16 protein-coding genes, 1 pseudogene and 1 riboswitch are annotated in these 15,388 nt (G+C 36.2%); of the genes and pseudogenes, 8 read left to right on the top strand and 9 right to left on the bottom strand.

Annotated elements, in window-relative coordinates; all coding sequences use genetic code 11:
• The first annotated feature begins 15 nt into the window (after nucleotides 1-15).
• The gene (locus tag QNH36_RS19320) at nucleotides 16-210 is read left to right on the top strand and encodes a hypothetical protein (RefSeq protein ID WP_144478982.1); all 195 of its coding nucleotides are present in this window, start codon (nucleotides 16-18) and stop codon (nucleotides 208-210) included.
• Nucleotides 211-228: 18 nt separating this feature from the next.
• Nucleotides 229-528: a spore coat protein gene (locus QNH36_RS19325; protein WP_144478980.1), complete on the top strand. Its 300-nt coding sequence runs from the start codon at nucleotides 229-231 to the stop codon at nucleotides 526-528.
• A 111-nt stretch (nucleotides 529-639) separates the two neighbouring features.
• Here the strand turns inward: QNH36_RS19325 and QNH36_RS19330 are convergent, their stop codons facing one another.
• Together QNH36_RS19330 and QNH36_RS19335 are read right to left on the bottom strand one after the other, a co-directional pair.
• Entirely contained in the window at nucleotides 640-1,734 is a 1,095-nt protein-coding gene (locus QNH36_RS19330) for an L-dopachrome tautomerase-related protein (RefSeq protein WP_144478978.1), read from the bottom strand.
• 493 nt (nucleotides 1,735-2,227) lie between these two features.
• A complete protein-coding gene (locus tag QNH36_RS19335; protein ID WP_144478976.1) occupies nucleotides 2,228-3,091 on the bottom strand; it encodes an SDR family oxidoreductase in 864 nt (287 codons plus the stop codon).
• 221 nt (nucleotides 3,092-3,312) lie between these two features.
• Between QNH36_RS19335 and QNH36_RS19340 the strand changes: the two genes are divergently transcribed.
• The gene (locus tag QNH36_RS19340) at nucleotides 3,313-3,747 is read left to right on the top strand and encodes an Rrf2 family transcriptional regulator (RefSeq protein WP_144478974.1); all 435 of its coding nucleotides are present in this window, start codon (nucleotides 3,313-3,315) and stop codon (nucleotides 3,745-3,747) included.
• Between the two features lie 149 nt (nucleotides 3,748-3,896).
• Here the strand turns inward: QNH36_RS19340 and hxlR are convergent, their stop codons facing one another.
• The gene (gene hxlR, locus QNH36_RS19345; protein WP_144478972.1) at nucleotides 3,897-4,256 is read right to left on the bottom strand and encodes a transcriptional activator HxlR; all 360 of its coding nucleotides are present in this window, start codon (nucleotides 4,254-4,256) and stop codon (nucleotides 3,897-3,899) included.
• A 252-nt stretch (nucleotides 4,257-4,508) separates the two neighbouring features.
• Between hxlR and hxlA the strand changes: the two genes are divergently transcribed.
• The 3 genes from hxlA to QNH36_RS19360 all read left to right on the top strand — a co-directional run bounded on the left by hxlA (nucleotide 4,509) and on the right by QNH36_RS19360 (nucleotide 6,522).
• Nucleotides 4,509-5,141 carry a 3-hexulose-6-phosphate synthase gene (gene hxlA / locus QNH36_RS19350; protein ID WP_144478970.1) on the top strand — a complete coding sequence of 211 codons (633 nt, stop codon included), beginning with the start codon at nucleotides 4,509-4,511 and terminating at the stop codon, nucleotides 5,139-5,141.
• Between the two features lie 8 nt (nucleotides 5,142-5,149).
• A complete protein-coding gene (gene hxlB, locus QNH36_RS19355) occupies nucleotides 5,150-5,707 on the top strand; it encodes a 6-phospho-3-hexuloisomerase (RefSeq protein WP_144478968.1) in 558 nt (185 codons plus the stop codon).
• A 98-nt stretch (nucleotides 5,708-5,805) separates the two neighbouring features.
• A complete protein-coding gene (locus QNH36_RS19360; protein WP_251618589.1) occupies nucleotides 5,806-6,522 on the top strand; it encodes a 3-ketoacyl-ACP reductase in 717 nt (238 codons plus the stop codon).
• Nucleotides 6,523-6,587: 65 nt separating this feature from the next.
• Here QNH36_RS19360 and QNH36_RS19365 read toward each other — a convergent pair whose 3' ends face one another.
• The 3 genes and pseudogenes from QNH36_RS19365 to QNH36_RS19370 all read right to left on the bottom strand — a co-directional run bounded on the left by QNH36_RS19365 (nucleotide 6,588) and on the right by QNH36_RS19370 (nucleotide 9,185).
• Complete coding sequence (locus QNH36_RS19365; RefSeq protein ID WP_251618587.1) at nucleotides 6,588-6,854, bottom strand: hypothetical protein; 267 nt, start codon at nucleotides 6,852-6,854, stop codon at nucleotides 6,588-6,590.
• Between the two features lie 235 nt (nucleotides 6,855-7,089).
• A pseudogene (locus QNH36_RS24000) lies at nucleotides 7,090-7,461 on the bottom strand (YfmQ family protein).
• A 164-nt stretch (nucleotides 7,462-7,625) separates the two neighbouring features.
• A complete protein-coding gene (locus QNH36_RS19370; protein WP_283903987.1) occupies nucleotides 7,626-9,185 on the bottom strand; it encodes an ATP-binding protein in 1,560 nt (519 codons plus the stop codon).
• 1,058 nt (nucleotides 9,186-10,243) lie between these two features.
• Nucleotides 10,244-10,345: riboswitch (purine riboswitch) on the top strand.
• 137 nt (nucleotides 10,346-10,482) lie between these two features.
• Between QNH36_RS19370 and QNH36_RS19375 the strand changes: the two genes are divergently transcribed.
• Nucleotides 10,483-11,679 (top strand): NupC/NupG family nucleoside CNT transporter, encoded by a 1,197-nt coding sequence (locus tag QNH36_RS19375; RefSeq protein ID WP_283903988.1) that lies wholly within the window; start codon nucleotides 10,483-10,485, stop codon nucleotides 11,677-11,679.
• Between the two features lie 410 nt (nucleotides 11,680-12,089).
• Here QNH36_RS19375 and adaB read toward each other — a convergent pair whose 3' ends face one another.
• From adaB to QNH36_RS19390, 3 genes are all read right to left on the bottom strand, one after another.
• Nucleotides 12,090-12,623: a methylated-DNA--[protein]-cysteine S-methyltransferase gene (adaB, locus tag QNH36_RS19380; RefSeq protein WP_283903989.1), complete on the bottom strand. Its 534-nt coding sequence runs from the start codon at nucleotides 12,621-12,623 to the stop codon at nucleotides 12,090-12,092.
• Entirely contained in the window at nucleotides 12,607-13,245 is a 639-nt protein-coding gene (locus QNH36_RS19385) for a bifunctional transcriptional activator/DNA repair enzyme AdaA (RefSeq protein ID WP_283903990.1), read from the bottom strand. The genes adaB and QNH36_RS19385 overlap by 17 nt, the downstream gene beginning before the upstream one ends.
• An 88-nt stretch (nucleotides 13,246-13,333) precedes the next feature.
• Complete coding sequence (locus QNH36_RS19390; protein ID WP_283905441.1) at nucleotides 13,334-14,035, bottom strand: 2OG-Fe(II) oxygenase; 702 nt, start codon at nucleotides 14,033-14,035, stop codon at nucleotides 13,334-13,336.
• Between the two features lie 208 nt (nucleotides 14,036-14,243).
• Between QNH36_RS19390 and QNH36_RS19395 the strand changes: the two genes are divergently transcribed.
• Nucleotides 14,244-15,155, top strand: a complete 912-nt coding sequence (locus QNH36_RS19395) for a DNA-3-methyladenine glycosylase 2 (protein ID WP_283903991.1) — start codon at nucleotides 14,244-14,246, stop codon at nucleotides 15,153-15,155.
• Nucleotides 15,156-15,388 lie beyond the last annotated feature (233 nt).

A 15,388-nucleotide genomic window follows, 5' to 3' on the forward strand; every position in this document is an offset into this window, starting at 1 on the left:
AAGGAGGTATGAAAAATGAACTACGCCTTGCATGAAGTTCTTGAGGTCCATGAGATGGCGGCATTTAAGACCAATTGTCTTACTAAGTCCAAAACGATGAAAGCATTAGTTACAGATCAGCGATTAAGAGATATTATGCAGCAAGACATTGATTTATCTACGATACAATTACAAGAATATGCTTCTATCCTTTCCAATGCTAAGCAGTAAATTAGGAGGTGAACGAACATGAATCCAATCATTGAAACTTTCACTGGCATGGACGCACTATCTGATCAAGTGGTTGCAATGGATTTATTGATTGCAGCTAAGAGTGGAGTAAGAAATTATGCCATGGCTGTTACAGAATCAGGAACGCCCGAAATTAAAGAAATTCTCACTCGCCATTTAACAGAAGCACTAGATATGCATGAACAAATTTCCTTATATATGGAAGAAAAAGGATGGTATCATGCTTGGGATACAAACGAACAAATCAGTTTGGATTTAAATAATATCGATACAGCATTGAACTTACCCACTCTATAAAAATAAAATAGGAACAGTTTAGAATTACACCTAAACTGTTCCCACAAAAACTCAAAGAGTCTTCCCTTTCTTGACCAAATTACAATTATAAATTTGAAATTATTTTTATGATCAAATGGTAGGAGCAGGAAATTCACCAATTTTTATACGAAGTAAACTATAAGGTTTTTGTCGCAGGTCTTTCCCATAATGAAATCTTGCCTGCCGATGTAATTGGTTCACAATGACATATAAGTATTGATCCGGCCCAATCGAAAAAGTATCCGGCCATAAGATTCTCGGGTCATGTGCGATGGTTTCCATTGTGCCATTTGGCCATATCTTTCGAATACTGTTGTTTTCATAGTCTCCGGCATAAATGGCTCCTTTTGCATCAGTGATCATTCCATCAGACGCCCCTTTTTCTCCCCAGTACACCACATGATAAGGTAAATCCATGTCCGGTATATTTCTGTCTCTCAGGACTTCTGTTGGAATCGAGTATAGATGACGGCTTGTAAGTGGACAAAAAAACAAAACCTTTCCATCTGGAGAAATCGCAATACCGTCAGACGCCAATCTAAATGGAGAGGTGGAACCATCTTTGTTTCGGTTCTTCAAAATTTCTCCTTCTACTTTCGGTAAAATATAAGGATCGGGTGAAGTTGAATTTGCCCCATTTAACCGTCTAAACGCGTTTCCAGTTTCTAAATCTACAACGATAATAGCTCCGGGTCCTTTGGAAGATGAATCCGTTATATATGCATAACCTGCGTTTCCAACACGAAAATCAAATCGGACATCATTCAGATAAGTTGTTGGCAGGACCACATCTTCTGTAAAGGTATATACTCTTCTAATTGTATTGGTTTTTAAATCGACAGCGACTAATTTTGCCCCACCTTTTATGGGTTCAGAAAAATTGGGTGCCGCTGTATCCAATACCCAAAGCGTTCCCCTGCCATCCGCAACCACACTTTGGACACTGATGAAAGTCATTCTGATATTTGCGGGGTTAGCCAAATTGGTTTGAAAGTTAGGATACGGCTGCAATTGACCCTCAACAATTTCCGCAACCGTAAATTTAACATCATCTCCCCATTTCGGAAAACAAATAAAAATACGACCCGTTTCCGAAACACTAACACCTGTAGGCATAGCCCCATAAAATGTATGAACCAGTTCTAAATTACCGAAATATTTTTCACTAGGCAGCATAGATTTCATGATATCCTCCTCAACCATTTAAAACGGGATATCACCTATATATGATTTATATTTTTTCTAGTGCATGTTTTGTAACAAATTTTCCTTTACGAAAAGATGATGGAGTTGATTGTTCGGAAATTCGAACCATTCCCTATTCTTCAAGGCTGATATTTTCTAAGAAATATATAAGATAATGCTGATGCAAAAAAGCCTAAAAATTGTACCATGGCAATTTAGTAAGCTAATTTTTTATAGTCAGTCTCACGATTTATTATTATCTCCTATAAACATTAATAGGTTGGTCGCCTAATATACCATTACTATTCAAAATTTCTCATTAACCCAAAGAAGCAGACCAATTCAGTTGCGAATTAGACTGCTTCTTTGGGTGCTTTTTATTTTTTTTACTCAAAAACCAGACCTATTACTTATTTTCTGCATTATGTTGTTTATTTGTTTATTAAAAGGCAATCTTTATTAACGGATTTAAAATAAAATCCCAAAATACACTTTATTGGATACTTTGAACGATTTGAGATAACCCTTCGCTAAGTGGTGCAGCAGGACGACCTAGTAGTTTTTCAAAATCGCTGCTCTCGATTTCAAGTGTACCCTCTCGAATATCTTTCTGGATACCAACTAGAAAAGGAATGAGGAATTCTGGAACGCCAGCACCCTTCATTATCTCAGCATAAGAAGCATCATCAACCTGTTGTACTGGTATTTCCTTACCCAATACAGCGCCAAGTGCAGAGGCAAACTCCTCCTGTGTGAATAACTTGCCAGAGAGCTCATAAATAGTGTTTTCGTGCCCGTTACCAGCTAATACTGCCGCTGCAGCCTCTGCATAATCCTGTTGTAATGCCCATCCAACCTTTCCGGTTCCTGCAGAAGTCACCCATGGGGCTCCTGCCAGTACACCTTGAATGCTTGAACTTTCATTCTCCAAGTACCAATTGTTACGTAAGAAAGAATAAGGAATTCCTGTTTTCAAAATAGCTTCTTCTGTTGCCTTATGTGTTGGCGCAAGCATGTTTTTACTTTCCTGTGCGTTTGCAATGCTAGTATATGCAATAAATTTAACACCGGCACGCTCTGCTGCAGCAACCGCATTTGTGTGCTGACGAATTCTTGTTTCATTGTCTCCATCCGCAGAAATAATCAATAAGCGATCGATTCCTTTAAAAGCTATATCTAAAGTTTCTGGACGGTCAAAATCTCCCTGGCGAACTTCTACTCCTCGAGTTTTTATTCCTTCTGCCTTCTCCGGATTACGAACACTAACTGCAAGTTGATTAGCTGGTACAGTTTTCAACAATTCATCAACAATTTTGGTACCCAATTTCCCTGTAGCTCCAGTTACTAACAATTTCATCTTCCATTCCTCCCAATTAAATGTTTTCGTTCCATCCTTCAGTTACATCCAATTCGATTAACTGTAACCATCTCTATTACATGTAACCATAATAATTACAACTCGAGATTTTGTCAATAACTATAAATGATAATTTTTTAAGGTATAATATAAACAGTGTAACCAATTTTATTACAATTAAAGTTTTATCCTTATGAAAATGCAAGAAAGGTGATGAATAAATGTCCATTAGCAGCCGATTCGCTGTAGGCGTTCATATATTATCTCTTATAGAGTTTAATAAAGAAGGTGTAAGTTCATCTGAATATTTGGCAGAAAGTGTAAACACAAATCCAGCACTTATAAGAAAAATTATTGGAATGCTAAAGAAAGCAGGGTTAGTAGAGGTACATCCTGGTATTCCGGGAACTAAACTTGCAAGGAATTTATCTGACATAACTCTGTTAGATGTATATAAGGCAGTTAATGTAGTACAGGACAATGAGTTGTTTAATGTTCATGAAAGTCCAAATCCTAAATGTCCTGTAGGAAGAAACATTCAAAATACGATCATTCCTATATTGTCTGCCGCACAATTAGCGATGGAAAAGGTCTTAGGAAATGTAACCATCGAGGATGTAGTTAAGGATATGCTTGAAAAAGAAAAAATAAATTAACAACTAGTCATAGTTTAATAAAAGTATGTCATTACCATTGGCATTTACAATTTAAAAGATATGTTTTGTCAAGAAAAAGAGGCAATGCTATTTCACATTGCCCCTTTCTATATTGTGGTGCTATTTACCTCGATTTATATAGTCAAGTTTTAATTAATTGACTCTTTCTTAGGGTTTAACCCTACAGTCTCCATATAGTTTTTACCCCATTTATACATAGCATCAAGAATCGGCATCAAGCTTCTCCCCTGTTCAGTAAGGGAGTATTCCACTTTTGGAGGAACAACCGGGTAAACTTTCCGCTCTACTATCAAGTCTTCTTCCAGTTCACGCAATTGGTTCACAAGCATCCTTTGCGTGATTCCTGGCATGAGAGCCTTCAATTCACCAAATCGCTTGGTTCCTTCTTTCCCTAGATGCCATAAAATAAGCATTTTCCACTTTCCACCGATAACTGATAGCGTCAATTCCTTCTCACAGTTAAAGATCTTATCCTGCATTCGTGACATTTCACTCACCTCAATCGTTATTATACCCCATAGTATACTTTTTAGCACTATGTAAAATAAAAGTGCGTACTTCCACTAAAATGTTATAGGTTGTATACTTGCAATTGTTCAGCGATTAGGAACATCATCGATCCTGGTTGCTGGTACAGATAATACTCCAAAAGGATAATATTCCTGAAGAGGATCTATTTAATTTTGGAGACAGTATAACTGCACGAAAAATCCGAATAAAATTAATAGGAGTGAACATATATGGAATTACAATTAGCTTTAGATTTAGTCAATATTCCAGAAGCCATTGAATTGGTGAAAGAAGTGGAGGAGCATATCGATATCGTAGAAATCGGTACCCCAGTCGTAATCAACGAGGGTCTCCATGCAGTAAAGGCAGTAAAAGAAGCATTCCCTAATTTAAAGGTATTAGCAGACCTGAAAATCATGGACGCTGCTGGTTATGAAGTGATGAAAGCCTCTGAAGCAGGTGCTGATATTATTACGATTCTAGCCACAGCCGAAGATATGTCTATTCAAGGTGCTGTAGAAGAAGCGAAAAAACAAGGCAAAAAAATCCTTGTTGATATGATCGCTGTTAAAGATCTGGCTGCTCGAGCTAAAGAAGTCGATGCAATGGGTGTAGACTATATTTGTGTCCACACTGGCTACGATCTTCAAGCAGTAGGTAAAAACTCTTTCGAAGATTTGCAAACCATTAAAAGTGTTGTAAAAAATGCAAAAACTGCAATCGCAGGCGGCATTAAATTAGAAACACTTCCAGAAGTCATTAAAGTAAATCCAGATCTTGTCATTGTTGGCGGCGGTATTACAGGTCAAGCTGATAAAAAAGCTGCAGCAGCAAAAATGCAAGAAATGATCAAACAAGGGTAATTTCGAGCATGCATACGACACAATATTTAGCTAAGATCTTAAAAGAGTTGATCAGAACAACTGATCTCATTTCGAATGAAGAAGCTGAGAAATTAGTCAATGGGATTCTTGAAGCAAAGAAAGTGTTTATAGCTGGCGCAGGTAGATCTGGATTTATGGCCAAGTCATTTGCGATGCGAATGATGCATATGGGCATAGATGCTTATGTCCCAGGCGAAACGGTGACCCCTAACTTTGAGGAAGGTGACCTGATCATCTTCGCCTCTGGTTCAGGTGAAACAAAAAGCCTGGTCTCCATGGCTGAGAAAGCAAAAAGCTTAGGTGGAACTGTTGCAGCTTTAACCATTTTCCCTGATTCCACTATTGGAAAATTGGCAGATATGACAGTTAAATTACCCGGATCTCCTAAAGATCAATCGGAAGGTGATTATAAAACCATTCAGCCTATGGGCTCATTATTCGAGCAAACTCTTTTACTATTCTGCGACGCTCTCATTCTGAGGTTCATGGAGAAAAAGGGCTTAGATTCGAATAAGATGTATGGCAGACACGCCAATTTAGAATAAAACGCTGATTGTCTATGAGAGACCGCAAACTGTTCCATGCAAGATTGCGGTCTTTCTATTTAACTTTGTGTAAAAACCTTGTTCATAGGAGTGAAAAAATGAATTCATTAAATGGCAAAACTGCTTTAATTACTGGTGCAGGCAGAGGTATAGGACGAGCTACTGCTATCGCCTTAGCAAAAGAAGGGGTCAATTTAGGATTGCTTGGCTTGAATATGTCTAACCTTGAAAAGGTTGCGGCTGAACTAGCACAATTTGATGTGAAAGTTTCAATAGCAACAGGAGATGTTTCCAATCTCGAATCAGTTATTAATGCAGTTGAACATATTAAAGCTGATCACGAACCAATTGATATCCTCATTAACAATGCTGGAGTTGCCAAGTTTGGCGATTTCCTTGATTTAACTCCTGAAGAATGGGAGAAAATCATCCAAGTGAATTTAATGGGAGTTTATAATGCAACAAGAGCCGTACTTCCCGGCATGATTGAAAGAAAAACAGGTGATATTATCAATATCTCTTCCTCTGCCGGACAAAAAGGTGCTCCTGTAACAAGTGCTTACAGTGCTTCTAAATTCGCTGTTTTAGGACTAACAGAATCACTTATGCTCGAAGTAAGGAAGCACAACATCCGTGTAACAGCTTTTACACCAAGTACGGTTGTAACAGACCTTGCAATTGATACTAACCTTGTCAGCGGTAATGAAGATCATGTTATGCAGCCAGAAGACCTTGCTGAATTAATCGTAGCTGGCCTAAAATTAAATCAAAGGGTATTCGTTAAAACTGCCGGGCTTTGGTCAACCAATCCTTAATCTAAATGAATCAGATCCATTTGGATCTGCCTCTTTTTTATTCACACCATTAGCAGCCGCATCCGTCATTGGTGGTACATGGACATTACTCTCTCCAAATCACAAATCAACTCATTAATTTCATTTTGTGTCAGGTGTAAAGGCATTTGATCGTAAAGGATAATTATTTGCCCATCATCTTCATGCTGATGTTTTTTTAAATAATGATATATATTGTTTAACTGGTTTTCCTTAAGAACCGATTCTGTATTTAAACTTTTCACTTTCTGTAAAGAAAATTCATTCATGGAGGAATCAAATTCACCTGCAATTATTGTACCTTGCATATACATGCTCTCACTCCTCAAAATCAATATTTCTTAGTTTCCCCTCCAAATAAATACTAGATGCAAAATGTTAACAAAAGGGTTAAGGGAGCGAAATATAATTCACTCCCTCAACCCTTTTATCAGTATTAAAATATTAAAACAATGATTTGCTCACTTTACAGTGTTAGAACCTCCTCAGCTTGCGGACATTTGCTCCTGAAGGCTATCGGACCGAAGACTATATGCACCTACTTTATTTTTATATTTTTACTACATCAACGCAATCGTTATAACAATACAACCAAAACATAACATTCGTCTTGCCTCTGTGAGTTTGGATTATAATTGGAGTCTTATTGCTCTCTGGATTAAAATACAAATCCTCAATCCCCGGCCAAATATGATATTTCTCTAAAAATGTTACTTCGTTAAAAGAGTGAACGATTCAAGCTTTTTCACTGCCTTCCTTTTCTTTACCGCTGTTAAACACCATGATGCTTTCTTTATCTAACGTTGAATTCAGTTCAAATTTACTTAAAACTAACTCTACCGGACCTGATGGAAGACATATAATTACTATGTTAAATAAACTTAACAGAATAATTGGGATAATCCAGACCAGGTCAATTATATCCTCCCCTTGTGTTCTACATTTTCATGTTCATGCTGCTTTTGCACGTCATTTATATAGAGGAATAAGCATCTGACAACCGCATAATTAAACTTCTGAAATAAAAAAAGAATGCCTTATGATTGGCATTCTACTTTCTCGAGTCTTTGATTAATGAATTTCACTTATTCATTCTCAGTTATATTGGAGCTATAAGTTTTTTCTTTATTCATTTGAGTTTTGAATGTTATTTTAAAAGTTGTCCCATTATTCGATTTGCTTTTAACATCGACGCTCCCTTTATGGTTCTGAATAATTTTATAGCTCACCATAAGCCCTAAGCCATTTCCATCTTGCTTTGTTGTAAAAAAAGGCTCTCCAAGTTTTTTAACCTGATCGGATTCCATCCCTATACCGTTATCCTTTATTGTGATAGATATATTTTGGTCTGTCCTTTCGATCATAATGTCTATTTTGCCACCAGTAGGCATTGCCTCAATGGAATTTTTAATTATATTTAAAAATACTTGTTGCAATTGATTTTTTTCCCCATAAATCACTACATCTTCTGCCGGGAAATGGTATTTAATTTTCACATTTTTCATGATTGCTTCGGGCTCGATAAACTTAACAACACTGGTTACAATACTTTTTATATTACAATCACTGAAGTAAATCTGGTGAGGTTTTGCAAAGACCATGAATTCACTGACAATTAGATTGATACGATCAATTTCATCAAGGATCGTGCTTGCATAATTTGGCTCAATCTCATTAGCAGACAGAAGCTGTACAAATCCCCGAATGGTTGTTAACGGATTGCGTATTTCGTGGGCGAAGCCAGCTGCCAATTGTCCAATCATTGCAAGTTTCTCAGTTTTAAGCAATGTTTCTTCAGTTTTTCTTTTTTCAGTTATGTCATATTGAATTGAAATATGTTTATAACGCTCTCCATTTGAATCTACAAAGGGAACGATGGTTGTATCTAACCAATATTGCGTCCCATCCTTCGCTTGATTTAGAATATCCCCTTTCCAAACCTCTCCCCCTTGTATCGTCTCCCATATTTCATGAAAAAATGAAGGAGGATGAAAGTTAGAAGAGTATACATCATGTTTTTTCCCGAGCAATTCTTCCCTGGTATACTTATATAAATCGCAAAAATTGTCATTTGCATGCAAAATTTTATCTTCACGATCTGTAATAGCAAAAATGGTTGCTTCATTTAAGACTCTCTCTAAATCCGCCAGCTCTCTTAGTGTCATTTTTAAATCCTCTTTAGACTCATCTAAAGCAAGCTTAATGAACAACAATTCCTCATTGTAGATATTCAAAAGCGTTTTGGAAATAAGCTGGTAGGAGTATTCAATTATTTTAAGCACTTCAAAAAAGCTGCTTATGGAAATCCTATTTTGCAGCAATTCTTGTTCAAGCAAATCCATTATTGAGCAACGAGTCAGATAAACAAAATTGATTGATTGATCCAGGGAGGCTTTAGATTTGATTAATTTCAGGCCAAAGGATTCTACATAGGCTATTAAGTTATTTTTGTGTGTTTCATTCGGATTAATTAAAAACTGCCCTAAATGAATAAATAAGTTTTTCTCTGAAATCCTAGAAAAATCCATTTTGGTAAATATAGGATTATTAAAATTTTCTTCACCTATTTGCGTTTTGATTTTTTTAAAAGTATCTCCACTTAGTTCTTTAAACTTCCTGCCAATATACTCAATTTCTTTGTTCATCTTATACCTCACTAAAATTTTTTTACTTAATAAATAGATAAATCTTTTCAAAATACCTTTTAGCTAAACAAAATTACAATTTATTAGAGTACGAAACTGATTTCTTTTTAATTGCCGGATATCCATTTTTATCGATTTTGCCCTTAATTTCTTTAATCGTAAAATAACCATCTCTATTAAACCTTCTTCTACTAAGTGTCAGCTTGAAGTGCGCACAAGGTCCATCCTTCAAAAAAAACGCTATACTTCTTTCAATTATTTCTTCAACGATTGCGCACTAATCCTCCTTGAATAAATGTACACCAAAGTATAAGGACAAATTTTCAATAATTGGGTTCAAACAAAGATTTATCACAGAATTCTACCAAGTTTGATTAATATTGTATCTTATAGATAATATCTAACTTTTAGTGAGGCTCTGCGCCTTTAGGTCGCTTTGTGAGTATCTCTTCACCTTATGTTTTTCCATTGAATTCAACACAGCGTCACAGCATGAAACCATCCTTTGAACCAGGGTTATGGACTGATTTTCTATGTGTAACTCAGAAGATAAAATTTAAATAATACTCCAGTTCGTTTTTTTTGAACTTTTTTGATTTCTGGATAGCTTGAATAAAATCGTTTTTAGTAGGGATTGGAATAATTTACACCTTCCTTCATAAATGTATTATTTTTTTCCTATTCGATATATCCGCAATAATTCCTCTTTAGTCCTCCCAATTCTAATCTAAAAATAGATTTAACATAAAAAGCCAGTTAAGCGTCTTGGATTTAACGACACACAAAAAATGACCAGTTTGGTTCTTAGGATATTTGCCTCGAAAATCGGCAATCATAATCCTGAGACATAGTAATTCGACCTCTAGAACGGATTATTTTCTCAAGGGCAAGGTTCCCCGCAGAGATCTTGCCCCTCCGGCTTTTAACGTTAAAAGATAATGTATTTATTTACTTTTAATTGGAGTGATATATTAAATAAACTGATGTTTGAAAAATTCAGTATTATATTACTTTATACTAATCTCTTGTTTATTCGAAAGACCTCTGTTAGAATTCAAAAATCAACTTCATATGATCCTTATATAACTATGGAAATATGGTCCATAAGTCTCTACCCGGCAGCCGTAAAATGCCGGACTATAAGGAAAGTTAGAGCGCGACACGGGATACGTTTACCCTGGTGCATTCTCTTCTTTCTTTATAGATTGAGGGAATGCACCTTTTTTATTTCCATAACAAGAAGTCAGACATCTGACAATAATTAGGGTAGTCTATGAAGCAAATTTAAGGAGGTTAAATGGTGAATATTATATATGGTTTACTATCCCTAGTAGGATTGCTGTTTTTGGCTTGGCTTTTAAGTAAAAATAAAAAGTCAATCAAATGGCGTACGATTATTGTAGGTGTGGCGTTAGAAGGGATTTTCGTTTATTTTATGCTCAATGTTCCCCTTGGTCGCTGGGTTCTTACAAATACTGCAGAAGGCGTGCAAAACGTAATGAACTATAGCCAAGCAGGCATTGAATTCTTATTTGGTGGATTTTTTGCGGAAGGAACAAATGTAGGATTTGTTTTTGCGATTCAGGTGTTATCTGTTATCATTTTTATCTCTGCTTTGGTCTCAGTTCTGTATTATTTAAGAATCATCCCTATTGTTGTACGTGGACTCGGTTGGGTTGTTGGTAAAGTGTTTGGTACCACCCGTGTTGAATCTTTTAATACAGTTGCTAACACGATGTTGGGAGTGGCAGAAGCCCCGTTACTAATTAAGCCTTATCTGGCAAAACTGACACGTTCGGAATTGTTTACGGTTATGGTCGGAGGTACAGCTTCAGCAAGTGGTGCGATTCTTTTGTCATATGCTCAAATGGGTATTGATATTAAATATTTATTGATATCTGTTTTCTCTGTCCCTTTTGTCGCTATAGTCATGTCCAAAATCATGGAACCTGAAACAGAACAATCTGAAACGGCGGAAGATGTCAAAATGGTACAGGCAGAACACTCAAATATTTTTGAAGCTATTTCGGAAGGAGCTGTAAGTGGAGTAAAGCTTGCCGCTAATATTGGTGGTTTGCTTATTGCCTTTATCAGTCTATTGGCACTTACAGACGGCATTCTAGGCATCATCGGAATGGATTTAGCTACAATATTTGGTTATGTATTCTTTCCTTTTGCATTACTTGTCGGGATTCCTGTTGAAGATGCTTTCAAAGCTGCCTCCATTATCGGGACAAAGCTTGCAGCCAATGAACTTATTGCTTTCCAGGACCTGCTCAAATTTCAAGATCAACTAACTCCTCAAACAGTTGCGATTTTATCTGTTGCATTATGTAACTTCGCAAACCTGTCATCTATCGGACAATTAATTGTAGGCCTTGGTTCCTTGGCTCCTTCAAGGAAAAAACTAATTGCATCTCTGAGCTTTAAAGCTATTATCGCCGGTACAATGGCAAGCTTTATTACAGCGATCTTTGTAAATATGTTTATCTAACTAACCTTTGTAATTGTAATGATATCAATAAATTTCACTGAGTTTGTAATAAATCTATAAAACATCCTTTAGCTGCCTTTGTTAGGCAGCTTTTTTATGGATATGTTAGTTAATGATGTGAGTATAATCTAATCACTCAATTTATTTCTCTACACCTATACTGCCTCTTCGTTTAATAAGGAGTTCAACTAAAAGGTGTCTCAACTCCATAAAAAACAAAAATCCTAATCTCCCCTGTTGTACAAACCAGCACAGAATGCTTCTACAATGCAGTTTGTTTAAAACACTTGCACACGTAAAACAAGTTTTTTTACTTTTTCAAGTTTGATTCGATATCTCCATCTTAATACAAATCCCCCTTTCCAGGACCTCTAATGCAAAAAGAGGCAAATCTGTATCAAATAAAATAATTACTCAGTGCTAGATGAAGCTCGCTTTTCCAGATCCAGGAGCAGTGTCTTCATTTCTAATCCGCCCCGATAGCCAGTTAATGAGCCATTCTTTCCTATTACACGATGGCACGGTACAGCAATTAATACTGGATTAGCCGCAATAGCCGTACCTACAGCACGAACAGCTGTCGGTTTCTTTATATCATTTGCAATGTCGGAATAGGATTTAGTCTTCCCATAAGGAATGTCACAAAGTGCATTCCAGACTGCTAGCTGAAATTGCGTACCTACGTACTCAAATGGAACAGTAAAGGTATTCCGCTTTCCTTCTAGATACTGAGTGATTCCAAGGATATAAGGTTCAAGCTTTTCATCATCTTCAACAAGAGGACTTCCTGGAAAGCATTTCTTAGCCCATTCGAACAATTCCTCGAATGGGTTGTTCTGTGAACCTACAAACACAAGCCCCTTTGAAGTTGAAGCAATATAAAAATTCCAACCTTGAAACTTTAGTAAAGACCAATAAAGGGTTGGTTTAATCTTTGTTTCCATTGTACTTTCCCTCCATTTTATTCACTTGACGAAATAGTGCTGGTGTCTGTCCAGTTTTCTTTTTAAATAAAGTAATAAAATAAGGCGCGTTAGCCATACCCACATATGCGGCGATATCTCCAATCGCTTTATTTGTCTGGACCAAATACTTTTTAGCCGCGTTTACTCTAACTTGTTGTATATACTCAACCGGAGTAATGCCTTTAATTTTTTTAAATGTTCGATGCATATGATACGGACTCCCATGGCAAATATTTGCTAACGATTCTAGAGTTAATTTTTCTGAGAAATTTTTATCAATATATTCAGTAATAAAATCAACCCACTCGGTATCAGGCAGATATTCATTAGTGGGCTTGCAACGTTTACATGGGCGAAAATTTGCGCGGAGAGCTTGTTCTGCGTTTGGAAAAATGCATACATTTTCTTTTTTCGGAACGCGTGATTTACAGGATGGTTTACAGAATATTCCTGTCGACTTTACAGCGTAAAAAAATTCATTATTGTAAGCTGGATCATTATTTATAATTGCTTGCCACTTTACATCTGTTATCATATCTGTATCATTAAAAATTCTATGATCATGGCTCTCTTTATGTCCGTTATCCATACTATCCGGCATTTATCTCATCTCTCCTTATAATATAATCCTTATAAACTTCAGAAGGTACAATTCAAGGAATGAAATAGCAAACTATTGAAGTTAACTTTTATTTTGAATCATGAAAAATGATTCCAAGACCGTATCGTTCTCCAGAAGTTACTGTGCTTACTCCGTGACGAACTGTATTTTTGTAATATCCTTTTTTACCTAGAACAGGTCTATGGTTAGTAGGAAAAATTAGCGCACTGCCTTGTTCTAAAGTAATTACATGCCCCCTGCTTTGAGCACGGGGTATTTGTTCCACTAATAGAGATTCTCCACCGCAAAAGTCTTTATCTCGCTGATTTAATAAAAATACTACTTGAAACGGGAAAGATATGTCGCCATATAAATCCTGATGCAAACAATTAAACCCGCCTGTTTCATACTTTAATATTAAAGGTGTCGGTCTAGTTTGTTCGTATTCTTCACAGATGTTCAAGAAATCTTGAAGATGATCCGGAAACTGTTCTGTTTTCTTTAAATAACCCAACCATCGATTGGCTGTTTTGGATAATTTCCGATAAAATGACTCTCTTAAACTTTGGATGATTTCAGGTAGTGGATAGGAAAAATATTTGTACTCCCCACTCCCAAAACGATATCTGGTCATATTGATTGTCGTTCTGTATGACTCTTCCTCACAATACAATTCTATGAAGAATTGACATTCCTCTTTTGTTAAAATCGCAGGAAGCTTTGCAAATCCTTGCTCATCTAATTCATTTTGGATTGAATCCCAATTTAAGTTTTCGACACGTGATTTTATATCTCAGATCAAGTTTATACACCCCTATTCAGCATTCTTTATAACTAACACTATAACCTCAAAAATAGAAAAAAATAAGGTGTTTTGAATGTAATAGCAAGATAACAAAATTAGTAAAGATTATTATGTGATAAAGTAAATGTGAGTTTTCCTATAATTATTTTGTAATGGTATAGACAATCGTAATAAGATGAGGAGAATGAAGAAAATGACTTGGCATGAATTCAATGATGTTATTGTAATTACACTACCTGAACATTTCGACATGAATGCTAACCTAGGCTATCTGACAAGGAAAAAAAATGAATGCATGTATGAAATAGAGAACGATATAATCACAAAAGTTATAGCCATTGGGGAAATTCGGTCCCTAGTTCAGGTCAGCGCAATCAATAATAAACAAATGCTTGTTCAATTCCTAAATGATTCCAGGCCTATTGAAAAGTGGAAACGGGAAGAGATTGTAAAATATATTCATGTATGGTTTGATCTCGATAACGATTTAGAGCCATTTTATGAAATGGCAAAAGCAGACCCATTACTTAAAATCCCTGCCCGAAAATTCTTTGGATTGCGTGTTATCGGCATTCCCGATTTATTTGAAGCTTTATGTTGGGGAGTTTTGGGGCAACAAATTAACTTAGCCTTCGCGTACTCTTTAAAGAAGCAATTTGTAGAAGGATTTGGCGATTCAATCGACTGGAATGGTAAAAAGTATTGGGTATTCCCATCGTACGAGCGAATTGCACAGTTAACACCTGCCGACCTAGCAGATATTAAAATGACGGTAAAAAAAAGTGAATATATTATTGGGGTTGCCCGATTAATGGCCAGTGGAGAATTATCGAGGGAAAAATTACTGAAAATGAACTTTAAAGATGCTGAAAGAAACTTAATTAAAATACGAGGAATCGGTCCTTGGACAGCCAATTATGTTCTAATGCGCTGCCTTAGGTTCCAGACAGCTTTTCCAATCGAAGATGTGGGTCTAATTAATTCGATAAAAATATTACGTAATATGGATCGAAAGCCAACGAAAGATGAGATCTTAGAAATATCGGTTCCATGGAAAAACTGGGAATCATACGCTACCTTTTATTTATGGCGTGTCCTTTATTGAATCACGGTAACAGGGGGTTGATTCGAGTAATTCAACACCCAGCCACCACTCAAATAATATAATGGAGATTAGATTAGTCAGTTTGCAGCATTTGTAGACAAAGGGAACACATTTCGAAACAAGAGCGACAAACCTTCATGTTTAGAGAATATGAAGATGATTTTAGATTTTATTGGTAACTTTTGACGGACCATGAGCTTGTTTTGTTAAGTATGAAAAAACCCTTCTCAAAC

Origin of the sequence: Mesobacillus sp. AQ2, from assembly GCF_030122805.1 — a bacterium.
GTDB lineage: Bacteria > Bacillota > Bacilli > Bacillales > Cytobacillaceae > Mesobacillus > Mesobacillus oceanisediminis_A.

Coding starts and splice junctions, on each gene's coding strand:
- QNH36_RS19320 (WP_144478982.1), top strand. CDS start 16: ATGAACTACGCCTTGCATGAAGTTCTTGAGGTCCATGAGATGGCGGCA.
- QNH36_RS19325 (WP_144478980.1), top strand. CDS start 229: ATGAATCCAATCATTGAAACTTTCACTGGCATGGACGCACTATCTGAT.
- QNH36_RS19330 (WP_144478978.1), bottom strand. CDS start 1,734: ATGAAATCTATGCTGCCTAGTGAAAAATATTTCGGTAATTTAGAACTG.
- QNH36_RS19335 (WP_144478976.1), bottom strand. CDS start 3,091: ATGAAATTGTTAGTAACTGGAGCTACAGGGAAATTGGGTACCAAAATT.
- QNH36_RS19340 (WP_144478974.1), top strand. CDS start 3,313: ATGTCCATTAGCAGCCGATTCGCTGTAGGCGTTCATATATTATCTCTT.
- hxlR (WP_144478972.1), bottom strand. CDS start 4,256: ATGTCACGAATGCAGGATAAGATCTTTAACTGTGAGAAGGAATTGACG.
- hxlA (WP_144478970.1), top strand. CDS start 4,509: ATGGAATTACAATTAGCTTTAGATTTAGTCAATATTCCAGAAGCCATT.
- hxlB (WP_144478968.1), top strand. CDS start 5,150: ATGCATACGACACAATATTTAGCTAAGATCTTAAAAGAGTTGATCAGA.
- QNH36_RS19360 (WP_251618589.1), top strand. CDS start 5,806: ATGAATTCATTAAATGGCAAAACTGCTTTAATTACTGGTGCAGGCAGA.
- QNH36_RS19365 (WP_251618587.1), bottom strand. CDS start 6,854: ATGTATATGCAAGGTACAATAATTGCAGGTGAATTTGATTCCTCCATG.
- QNH36_RS19370 (WP_283903987.1), bottom strand. CDS start 9,185: ATGAACAAAGAAATTGAGTATATTGGCAGGAAGTTTAAAGAACTAAGT.
- QNH36_RS19375 (WP_283903988.1), top strand. CDS start 10,483: ATGGTGAATATTATATATGGTTTACTATCCCTAGTAGGATTGCTGTTT.
- adaB (WP_283903989.1), bottom strand. CDS start 12,623: ATGGAAACAAAGATTAAACCAACCCTTTATTGGTCTTTACTAAAGTTT.
- QNH36_RS19385 (WP_283903990.1), bottom strand. CDS start 13,245: ATGCCGGATAGTATGGATAACGGACATAAAGAGAGCCATGATCATAGA.
- QNH36_RS19395 (WP_283903991.1), top strand. CDS start 14,244: ATGACTTGGCATGAATTCAATGATGTTATTGTAATTACACTACCTGAA.